This window comes from Kitasatospora sp. NPDC056327, from assembly GCF_042261735.1.
Lineage (GTDB): Bacteria > Actinomycetota > Actinomycetes > Streptomycetales > Streptomycetaceae > Kitasatospora.
Genome location: NZ_JBHJRC010000293.1, coordinates 1 through 10,524 on the forward strand (window position 1 = coordinate 1; position 10,524 = coordinate 10,524).

General features: G+C 74.8%; 8 protein-coding genes. All 8 read left to right on the forward strand.

The window, feature by feature from the left end; all coding sequences use genetic code 11:
* The first annotated feature begins 587 nt into the window (after positions 1 to 587).
* The 8 genes from ACFCX4_RS30100 to ACFCX4_RS30135 all read left to right on the forward strand — a co-directional run bounded on the left by ACFCX4_RS30100 (position 588) and on the right by ACFCX4_RS30135 (position 10,376).
* Positions 588 to 1,454 (forward strand): S-adenosyl-l-methionine hydroxide adenosyltransferase family protein, encoded by an 867-nt coding sequence (locus tag ACFCX4_RS30100; RefSeq protein WP_376149206.1) that lies wholly within the window; start codon positions 588 to 590, stop codon positions 1,452 to 1,454.
* Between the two features lie 7 nt (positions 1,455 to 1,461).
* Positions 1,462 to 2,517 (forward strand): DMT family transporter, encoded by a 1,056-nt coding sequence (locus ACFCX4_RS30105; protein ID WP_376149209.1) that lies wholly within the window; start codon positions 1,462 to 1,464, stop codon positions 2,515 to 2,517.
* The gene (locus ACFCX4_RS30110; RefSeq protein ID WP_376149212.1) at positions 2,514 to 3,485 is read left to right on the forward strand and encodes a quinone oxidoreductase; all 972 of its coding nucleotides are present in this window, start codon (positions 2,514 to 2,516) and stop codon (positions 3,483 to 3,485) included. Before ACFCX4_RS30105 ends, ACFCX4_RS30110 begins: the two co-directional genes overlap by 4 nt.
* A gap of 190 nt (positions 3,486 to 3,675) precedes the next feature.
* Positions 3,676 to 5,742, forward strand: coding sequence for an FAD/NAD(P)-binding protein (locus ACFCX4_RS30115; RefSeq protein WP_376149215.1), 2,067 nt, complete (start codon positions 3,676 to 3,678; stop codon positions 5,740 to 5,742).
* Between the two features lie 218 nt (positions 5,743 to 5,960).
* Complete coding sequence (locus ACFCX4_RS30120; RefSeq protein ID WP_376149218.1) at positions 5,961 to 6,797, forward strand: alpha/beta fold hydrolase; 837 nt, start codon at positions 5,961 to 5,963, stop codon at positions 6,795 to 6,797.
* A 305-nt stretch (positions 6,798 to 7,102) separates the two neighbouring features.
* Positions 7,103 to 9,028, forward strand: a complete 1,926-nt coding sequence (locus ACFCX4_RS30125) for an amidohydrolase (RefSeq protein ID WP_376149221.1) — start codon at positions 7,103 to 7,105, stop codon at positions 9,026 to 9,028.
* 95 nt (positions 9,029 to 9,123) lie between these two features.
* The gene (locus tag ACFCX4_RS30130) at positions 9,124 to 9,786 is read left to right on the forward strand and encodes a hydrolase (RefSeq protein WP_376149224.1); all 663 of its coding nucleotides are present in this window, start codon (positions 9,124 to 9,126) and stop codon (positions 9,784 to 9,786) included.
* Between the two features lie 59 nt (positions 9,787 to 9,845).
* Complete coding sequence (locus ACFCX4_RS30135; RefSeq protein ID WP_376149227.1) at positions 9,846 to 10,376, forward strand: DoxX family protein; 531 nt, start codon at positions 9,846 to 9,848, stop codon at positions 10,374 to 10,376.
* Positions 10,377 to 10,524 lie beyond the last annotated feature (148 nt).

Genomic DNA, 10,524 nt, shown 5'->3' on the forward strand with positions numbered 1-10,524 from the left:
CACGGGCTCCCGGCCCGTGCGGCCGCCGACCGACCAGCAGGTCTTCGGCCGGGCCCCGGTAACCGGTGCCCGCGAGCGCCTCGACGAGTCCGGCCGCAAGCATGGGGAAACGACTCGACACGGCCCGGCCGCCGTCCGGCGGCCTCGCGCTCCCGCTCACCGTAGCGCTCCCGCGCGCGGCGTGTCAGCGCAAACGGCCTTCCGGGGCACGTGAGTTCGTCACCGAACCCGGAGCGGCCACCGTCCGGGCCGGCCGGCGGCGGCCCGGCGGACCGGCCCCGGCCGCCTCCCGGCGGGCGCACGCCGCTCCCCCGCCGGACCGGCGGAGCTTCCCGCGGCCGGTCCGTCCGCACGCGAATACCCGTCCGGACGATCCGTTCCCGGTCAAACGGCCGTCACGCTTCCGCTTTTTCAGAACGACTTCACGCAGCCGCAACAGAACGAGCTTTCTTCGCGACCGACCGGGTGCTAGCCTCACTTCAATCTCGCGCCGCTTGAACCACCCTTTACCCGGGTGATTCACCGCCGGAAAAACATCGGACCGCCATGCACGCCACCCCGTTTCGGTATTCCTGAAAGGGTTCAGCATGTCCGCTTCCGTCTCCGCCCCCGCCACCTCCACCGGCCCCGGCCTGATCGCGGCCCGGCCGATCGTCGGCCTGCTCACCGACTTCGGCCTCGTCGACGACGCCGTCGGCATCTGCAAGGGGATGGTGCTCAGCATCGCCCCCCACGCCAACATCGTCGACGTCACGCACGACGTCACACCGTTCGACATCTACGAGGCGGGCCTCTACATCCGGGACTCCTTCCGGTACTTCCCGTCCGACGCGGTCTTCGCCTGCGTCACCTTCCCGCACACCGGGGTCCAGGACAACGCGATCGGGCTGCGCACGCCCCAGGGGCACACCTACTTCGCCCCGAACAACGGACTGCTCACCCGGATCGTCCGGGAGGCCGGCGTCGCCGAGGTCCGCCGGATCACCGCCGACAAGGTCCGCCGGCCCGTCGTCGACCCGACGTTCTACGGGCGCGACATCGTCATTTCCGCCGCCGCGCACATCGCCAACGGAGTACCTTTCGGCGAGATCGGCGAGGAAATCGACGCCGCCGACATCACCCTTCTGGAGGTCGCCGAGCCGACCGTCGACGGCGACTGGATAATCGGCGAGGTCGCGATCCTCGACAAGAACTACGGAAACGTCTGGACGAGCATCACCCGGGAATTCCTGGACTCCCGGGGAATCGCCTTCGACGCCGAGCTGGAGATCGAGATCGGCGACTCCCGGCTCACCACCCCGCTGCGCCGCACCTTCGGCGAGGCCGGTGACGTGGGCGCGCCGCTGGCCTACATCGCCAGCCGCGACCAGCTCGGACTCGCCCTCAACCAGGGCGACTTCGCCGCCCGGTACGGTGTCGAGCGCGGCCACACGGTCCGCGTGAAGGCCCGCTGAGTCCACCGTGCGCGCGCAGGGGTACGCATTCGCACTGCTGACCGCCGCCTTCTTCGGCGCCGGCGCCGTGCTGGCCAACCGGGTGACCCGTGAGATCGACCCGCTGCTGACCACCGAACTCAACCTGACGATCGGCGCCGTGCTGCTCGCGGCCCATCTGACGGTGCGGCGCCGGCCGCTGGTCCCGCGCGGCCTCACCGGCCGGGAGTGGGCCACGCTCGGCTTCGTCTCGGTGATCGGCACGGGCCTCTCGCTGGCCCTGGTGATCAGCGGGCTGAGCCGGACCAGCCCGGTCAACGGCGGTTTCCTCATCCAGCTCCAGGGTCCGGCGGCCGTCCTGGCCTCCGTCCTGCTGCTCGGCGACCGGCTGCGCGGGCGACAGTCGGCCGGCCTCGCGGTCACCCTGGCCGGAGGGGTGCTGGTGGTGCTGCGCGAACCCGGCGCGGGGTTCACCGCCGTCGGCGCGGGTGACGCCCTGGTGCTGGCCGGCGCCGTGCTGGCCGGCCTCGCCTTCCTGCCCGCCAAGTCGCTGATGGCCAAGGTGCCACCGCTGCAACTGGCCCTGTGGCGGCTCGTCCCGGCGGCGGTCGTGCTGCTGCCGGTCCTGCTGCTCACTCCCGGTCCGCTGCGGTGGCACCCGACGGCCGGCACGCTCTGGCTCCAACTCCTGCTCGCCGTAACGAACTTCTGCCTCGCCTACGTCACCCTGCACCTGGCGCTGGAGCGGCTGCGGCCCTGGGAGACGGCGAGCGTGCTCCAACTGGAGCCGGCCTTCACGGTGGTCGTCGCCCTGCTCGCGCTGAGCCTGGCGCCCACCTGGCTGCAACTGGTGGGCGGGGCGCTGATGATCGGCGGCGGACTGCTCGCCAACCGGCCCGCGCCCGCCGCCGCGCCGACCACCCCGGCACCCGAACCGACACCGGGATCGAAACCGGAACCGGCGCCGGCCCCCGTGGCCGCCGCCGTCCACGACCACCCGTCGACACCGGACGCCGGCGACCCGCCGCCGTCCGTTCCCCTCACCCGACCCGCCTACCAGAACAGCCGAGGTACCACCCCATGAAGGCGATCCGCGTCCACAGCCACGGCGGCCCCGAGCAACTCCGGGTCGACGAGGTGCCGGTGACCGATCCCGCCGCCGGCGAGATCCGCATCCGCACCGAGGTCATCGGCGTCAACTACGTCGACGTCTACCACCGGCAGGGGGTCTTCCCCGTCGCCCTGCCGTTCGTGCCGGGCATGGACGCCGTCGGCACCGTGGACGCGGTCGGCCCCGGGGTCACCGAGGTGACCGTCGGGGAGCGCGTCGCCTACGGCGAAGTCCCGGGCGCGTACGCCGAGTTCGTCAACGTCCCGGTCCGGCTGGCGACCGCCGTCCCGGACGGCATCGCGTCCGGGACGGCCGCCGCCGCGATGCTCCAGGGGCTCACCGCGCACTACCTCGCCCACGACGCCCACCCGATCGCCGAGGGCCAGGTCGTCGTGGTGCACGCCGCGGCCGGCGGGGTCGGGCAGTTCCTCGTCCAGTTCGCCAAGCGGGCGGGCGCCCACGTCATCGGCACCGTGTCGACCGACGAGAAGGCCGAACTGGTCCACGGCCTGGGCGCCGACGCCGTCGTCCGCTACGACCGGGAGAACTTCCGCGAGGCGGTCCACCGGATCACCGACGGCGCGGGTGCCGACGCGGTCTACGACTCGGTCGGCAAGGACACCTTCCTCGACGGCCTCGACTCGCTGCGCCCGCGCGGCACCCTGGTCGTCTACGGCCGGGCCAGCGGCACGCCCGACCCGGTCGACCCGTTCACGCTGGTCCAGAAGGGCTCGCTGAAGCTCACCTGGCCCAGCCTCACCCACCACGTCCTCACCCGTGAGGAGTTCACCGCCCGCACCGACGACCTGTTCGCGGGGCTCCTCGACGGCAGCCTGCGCGCCCGGATCGACCGGGAGTACGGCTTCGCCGAGGCACCCGCCGCGCACGCCCGCCTGGAGGGCCGCGCGAGCCTCGGCAAGATCCTGCTGCGCCACGCGTAGCGCCCCGGAACCCCGCGCCCGAACCCGGAACCCCGGGCCCGCACCCCGGGCCCGGCACCGACGACCCGACACCCGCCGCCCCACCGACCGACGCCCCGCCGGACTCCGCCTTCGCCGGCGGGGCGTCACCCCCGACGCACGACCGGAGAAAGGTCCTGAGCACGACCCGAAGCACGGGAGGACATCACCCATGGCTCCCCATTCCCCCGGTCCCACCGCCCGCCACCGCCGGATCGCCGTCGTCGGCGCCGGCCCGCGCGGCCTGTCCGTCCTCGAACGGCTGCTGGCCAACGAACGGTCCCGCCCGTCGGCCGCCGCGCTCACCGTCCACCTCGTCGACCCCTTCCCGCCCGGCGCCGGCCGGGTCTGGCGCACCAACCAGTCCCGTCTGCTGCTGATGAACACGGTGGCCTCGCAGGTCACCGTCTACACCGACCCCAGCGTCCTGATCGACGGCCCCGTCGAGGAGGGCCCGAGCCTCTACCAGTGGGCCAGGTCGACCGTCCCGCACGGCGCCCCCGGCGAATACGACGAGCCGGTGCGCGCCGAGGCCCGCTCCCTCACCCCCGACGCCTACCCGACCCGTGCCTTCTACGGCCGCTACCTGCGGGACGTCTACCGCCGGGTGCGCGCCGCCGCCCCGGCGCACTGCCGGATCGTCGAGCACCGCACCCGCGCCGTCCGGCTGACCGACTCCGACCTGCCGCCCGGCAACGCCCAGGTGCTGGTGCTCGCCAACGGCCGCCGGATCGCCGACCTGGACGCGGTGGTGCTCGCCCTCGGCCACCTGCCGACCGCCCCGACGCCCGCCGAGCGTTCCCTGACCAGGGCCGCCGCCGCGCACGGTCTCGTCCACCTGCCGCCCGCCAACCCGGCCGACCTCGACCTCGCCGCCCTGCTGCCCGGCCGCCCCGTCGTGGTCCGGGGCCTGGGCCTGAACTTCTTCGACCACCTCGCACTGCTCACCCGCGGCCGCGGCGGCCGGTTCGCCGAACGCGACGGCCGGCTCGTCTACCACCCCTCCGGGCAGGAGCCGCTGATCCTGGCCGGCTCCCGGCGCGGCGTGCCGTACCACGCCCGGGGCGAGAACGAGAAGGGCGCGCACGGCCGCTACCTCCCCCGGCTGCTCACCGAGGAGTACGTCGCCCGGCTGCGCGAACGGTCCGCCGACGGCCGCCCGGTGCGTTTCGCCCGGGACCTCTGGCCGCTGGTCGCCCGCGAGGTCGAGTCGGTCTACTACGCGACCCTGCTCGCGGCCGCCGGCCGCCCGGAGGACGGCGCCCGCCTCGCCGAGGAGTACCTCGCCGCCGGCGGCCTCCCGACCGGCGGCGACCCGGCCGTCCCCGGCGCCTTCCCGGTCTCCGGCCCCGACGCCGCCGACCTCTGCGCGGCCGTCCTCGACCGCCACCGGATCCCCGCCGGACAGCGCTGGGACTGGTACGCGCTCGCCCACCCGTACGCGGGCCGGCGCTTCGCCTCCCGCCCCGAGCACCGCGCGTGGGTCCTGGCCCGGCTGGAGCGCGACGCCGCCGACGCCCGGGCCGGCAACGTCGGCGGCCCCCTCAAGGCCGCCCTGGACGTCCTGCGGGACCTCCGCAACGAGATCCGGCTGGCGGTCGACCACGGCGGCATCGAGGGCTCCTCCTACCGCGACGACCTGGAGCACTGGTACACCCCGCTGAACGCCTTCCTGTCCATCGGCCCGCCGGCCTCCCGGATCGACGAGCTGCGCGCGCTGGTCGAGGCCGGGGTGGTCGAACTGCTCGGCCCGGACGTCCGGATCGCCCTCGACCCGCGCGGCCGGCAGCCCGCCTTCACCGCGCACTCGCCCGCGATCGACGCCCCGCCGCTGCGCGCCGCCGTCCTGGTCGAGGCCCGGCTGCCCGAGCCGGACCTGCGGCGCACCGGCGACCGGCTGCTGCGCGGGCTGGTCGACGGAGGGCAGGCCGGCGTCTACCGGATCCCGGACGCGACCGGCACCGGGTACGAGACGGGCGGGCTGGCGGTCACCGGGCGCCCGTACCGGATGCTCGACGCGGACGGCCGGGCGCACCCTCGCCGCTTCGCCTACGGGGTCCCGACCGAGGCGGTGCACTGGGTGACCGCGGCGGGCATCCGCCCGGGCGTGAACTCGGTGACCCTGGGCGACTCGGACGCCATCGCCCGGGCCGTCCTGGCCCTGCACCCGCTGCGCCCGGCCGTGGCGGTCGTCCCGGCCCGGCGCCGCGCGGTCGGTGCCGCCGTCCGGCCCGGCTGATGCCGGACGGGGCCCCGGCACGCCCCGGGGCCCCCGCACACCCCCGCACACCCCGGGACCCCGGCCCGGTCCGGCGACGCACGCCGGGCCGGGTCCGGCGCTCCCGGACGAATCGCGGTGCCCTCACGGTCAATCCGCCGTGCCGGAGCGGTTCTAGCGTTGCGGCGTACCGCAGCCGCCGCGCTGCCGACCAGCACGACAGGAAGAAGAGAAGCACCATGCCGTTCATCACCGTCGGCCAGGAGAACTCCGCCCCGATCGACCTCCACTACGAGGACCAGGGCTCCGGGCAGCCGGTCGTCCTCATCCACGGCTTCCCGCTGAACGGGCACTCCTGGGAGCGCCAGAGCGCCGCCCTGCTCGACGCCGGCCACCGGGTCATCACCTACGACCGCCGCGGCTTCGGGCAGTCCTCGCAGCCGGCCACCGGCTACGACTACGACACCTTCGCCGCCGACCTCGACACCGTGCTGCGGACCCTGGACGTCCGGGACGCGGTGCTGGTCGGCTTCTCGATGGGCACCGGCGAGGTCGCCCGCTACGTGTCCGCCTTCGGCTCCGAGCGGGTCTCCAAGGTCGCCTTCCTGGCCTCCCTGGAGCCCTGGCTGCTCAAGACCGACGAGAACCCGGACGGCGTCGCCCCCAAGGAGTTCTTCGACGGCGTCGTCGCCGCGGTGAAGGCCGACCGCTTCGCCTACTACCGCGACTTCTTCCACGACTTCTACAACCTGGACGAGAACCTCGGCAGCCGGATCAGCGAGGAGGCGGTGCGCAACAGCTGGAACGTCGCCGCCTCGGGCGGCGCGTACGCCGCCTCGGCCGCGCCCTCCGCCTGGTACACCGACTTCCGGGCCGACATCGCCCGCATCGACGTGCCGGCCCTGATCCTGCACGGCACCGGTGACCGCATCCTGCCGATCGAGAACACCGCGCGGCCCTTCCACAAGGCGCTGCCGTCGGCCGACTACGTCGAGATCGAGGGCGCCCCGCACGGCCTGCTGTGGACCCACGCCCATGAGGTGAACACGGCGCTGCTCGCCTTCCTGGCGAAGTGAGCCGCGGGCGCCCGCGCCCGCCCCTCCGCAGCCCGGCCCGCGCCTGCGGAGCCCCGGTCCTCCCCGTCCCAGCGGACGGCGGAGGGCCGGGGCTCCGCCGTGTCCGGGCCCTCCGCGGGGCCCGCGGCGGCGGTGCGCTACCAGGTCGAAGAGCGTGCGCTCTGGGCAAATCCCCTGCCCGGTAAAGGACTTAGCGTTCTTCCAGGCGGCCGGAAGGAGCCGGGCCGAACGGTCCGGACCCGCCCGCCGCCCCGCCGCCGCGGGCACCCCGCAGCGGCCCGCACCCATCAGAGGAGGATGCCGAGGTGCCTGCAATGCCTGTCGGCGGGCTGGTTCCCCGCGCCGTCGAGGACGCCACCGGACACACCGTCGGGAACGCCGACGTCGTCGTCCGCAACGCGAGGATCCACACCGGGGACGCCCGCCGCCCGCAGGCCGGCGCCCTCGCCATCCGCAACGGCGCGATCACCACCGTCGGCGACGACGCCGACGTCGCCCCGCTGGTCGGACCGTCCACCACCGTGGTGGACGCGCTCGGCCGGCGGGTGGTGCCCGGCCTCAACGACTCGCACCTGCACGTCATCCGCGGCGGCCTCAACTACGTGCTGGAGCTGCGCTGGGACGGCGTGACCTCGCTGCGCCAGGGTCTGGCGATGCTGCGCGAGCAGGCCGCCCGGACCCCGAAGGGCCAGTGGGTGCGGGTGGTCGGCGGCTGGTCGGCCGAGCAGTTCGCCGAGCGCCGGCTGCCGACCCCCGCCGAGCTGAACGAGGCCGCGCCGGACACCCCGGTGTTCGTGCTGCACCTCTACCAGTCGGCGATCCTCAACCGGGCCGCGCTGCGGGCCGCCGGCTACGGCGCCGGCACCCCGAACCCCCCGGGCGGCACCATCGTCCGGGGCCGCACCGGCGAGCCCAACGGGATGCTGCTGGCCGCGCCCGGCGCGCTGGTCCTCTACTCGACGCTCGCCAAGGCTCCCGCCCTGGCCCCCGAGGAGCGCAAGACCTCCACCCGGCACTTCCTGCGCGAGCTCAACCGCTTCGGGCTGACCTCCGCGATCGACGCGGCCGGCGGCTTCCAGAACTTCCCCGAGAACTACGCCACGGTCACCGAACTCGCCCGCGAGGGCCTGCTCCCGCTGCGCATCGCCTACCACCTGTTCCCGCAGACCGCGGGCCAGGAGCTGGACGACCTCGGGCGCTGGATCGAGGCGGTCCGCCCCGGCGACGGCGACGCGTGGCTGCGGCTCAACGGCGCCGGCGAGAACCTCACCTGGGCCGCCGCCGACTTCGAGAACTTCGCCGAACCGCGCCCCGAACTCGGGCCCTACGAGGGCGAGTTCGAGAAGGCGGTGCGCATGCTCATGGAGCACGGCTGGGGCTTCCGGCTGCACGCGACCTACGACGAGACGATCCGCCGCGACCTGGCCGTCTTCGAGAAGCTCGCCGCCGAGGGCCTCTTCCCGGCCGGGAACCGATGGCTGTTCGACCACGCGGAGACCGTCTCCCGGGAGAGCCTGGACCGGATCGCGGTGCTCGGCGGCGCGCTCTCCGTGCAGAACCGGCTCTCCTTCCAGGGCGAGGTGTTCGCCCGCCGCTACGGCACCGGCGCCGCCGCCGACGCCCCGCCGCTGCGCGCGATGCTGGACCGCGGCCTGACCGTCGCCGCCGGCACCGACGCCACCCGGGTCTCCTCCTACAACCCCTGGGTCGCCCTGCACTGGCTGGTCTCCGGCCGCACGGTCGGCGGTCTGGCGCTGCGCCCGCCGCAGAACCGGGTGGACCGGGCGACCGCGCTCGCGATGTACACCACGGCGGGCGCCGCGCTCACCGGCGAGCAGGACGTCAAGGGCGTGCTGGGCCCGGGCTTCTACGGCGACCTGGCGGTGCTGTCCGACGACTTCTTCGCGGTGCCCGAGGCGGAGATCCCGTTCATCGAGTCGCTGCTGACGGTGGTCGGCGGCCGGATCGTGCACGCCGCGGCCGAGTACGAGGGGATGGACGAGGAACTCCCGCCCGTCACCCCCGACTGGAGCCCGGTGGCCCGCTTCGGCGGCTACCAGGCCTCCACCACCGGCCCCGGCGTCCCCGGCGTTCCGGGCGCCTCGGGCGCGCGCCAGGCGGAACTGCTCGGCGAGGTCGTCGCCGAGTCCGAGCTGCACCGCCGCTGGCGGACCGCCCGCGGCCACGCCACCGGACCGCAGCCGTCGTTCGACCCCTGCTTCGTCCTCTGACACCCCGGCGCCGCCCTCCCCGCGGCGTCCCCCGACTTCCGCCACGGACCGCCGTGCGCGGAGCTTCCCATGCACCCGTCCCGAAAGGACACCCCGTGTTCGACGCCACCCGGGTCAGCGCCACCCCCAGCCCCGACCTGCTGACCCCCGACAACTCCGTCGTCCTCTTCGTGGACCACCAGCCGCAGATGTTCTTCGGCACCGGCAGCGGCGACCGCACCTCGATCATCAACGCCACCGTCGGCCTCGCCAAGGCCGCCAGGGCCTTCGACGTGCCGGCCGTGCTCACCACCGTCGCCGCCGGGTCCTTCTCCGGCCCGCTGCTCCCGCAGCTCGCCGAGGTGTTCCCCGGCCAGGACGTCATCGACCGCACCAGCATGAACGCCTGGGAGGACGAGGCGCTCGTCGAGGCGGTGCGGGCCACCGGCCGCGGCAAGGTCGTCATCGCCGGTCTGTGGACCGAGGTCTGCCTGGTCCTGCCCGTGCTGTCGATGCTCGACCAGGGCTACGAGGTCTACGTCGTCACCGACGCCTCGGGCGGTGTCTCCCCGCAGGCCCACGAGCACGCGATCCAGCGGATGACCCAGGCCGGCGCGGTGCCGGTGACCTGGGTGCAGGTGCTGCTGGAGCTGCAGCGCGACTGGGCCCGCCAGGAGACCTACGGCGCCGTCATGGAGATCGTCAAGGCGCACGCCGGCGCCTACGGCCTCGGCGTCGTCTACGCGCAGGCGGTCATCGGCGAGCACGCCGCGGGCTGACCCGGCCCCGCGCCGGTGACCAGGACCAGGACAGGAACCAGGAGCAGGAACGGAACACGATGGATACCGGACTGTTGGTCCTGCGCGCGGTGGTGGGCCTGCTCATCGCCGGGCACGGGGTGCAGAAGGTGAGCTTCCGCCTCGGCGGGAACGGCCTGGCGGGAGGGACGGCGGAGTTCCGCCACGACGGGTTCCGCGGCGGGACGCTCACCGCGCTCGCCGCCGGCGCCGGGCAGATCGGCTCGGGCCTGTTCCTGGCCCTGGGCGCCCTCACCCCGCTGGCGGCCATGGTCGCCATGGGCGTGATGACGGTCGCGCTGACCGTCAAGCTGCCGCACGGCCTCTGGGTGCAGAACGACGGCTACGAGTACCCGCTGGTGCTGGTCGTCACGGCCGGCTCGCTCGCGCTCACCGGCCCCGGCCGGTGGTCCGTCGACCGGTTCCTGGGCGACGCGGCGGGCCTGACCGCCTGGCCGCTCCGGCTGTCGCTCGCCGCGGTCGTCCTCGGCCCGGCCAGCGGGCTGCTCACCCGGGCGGTGCTGCACCGTCCGGAGCCCGCGGCGACGACCGGAGGACCGCCGGCCGGGTGAGCCGCACCGGCCCGGGTGCGGGAGAGGGCCGCCCGCCGGCGGGTGGGGCGGGGGCCCCCCCCGCGCGGCCGGGCCCCCCCCCCGGGGCGGGGGGGGGGCGGGGGGGGCCCCCGGCCCCCCCCCCCCCCCCCCCCCCCCCCCCCCGCCC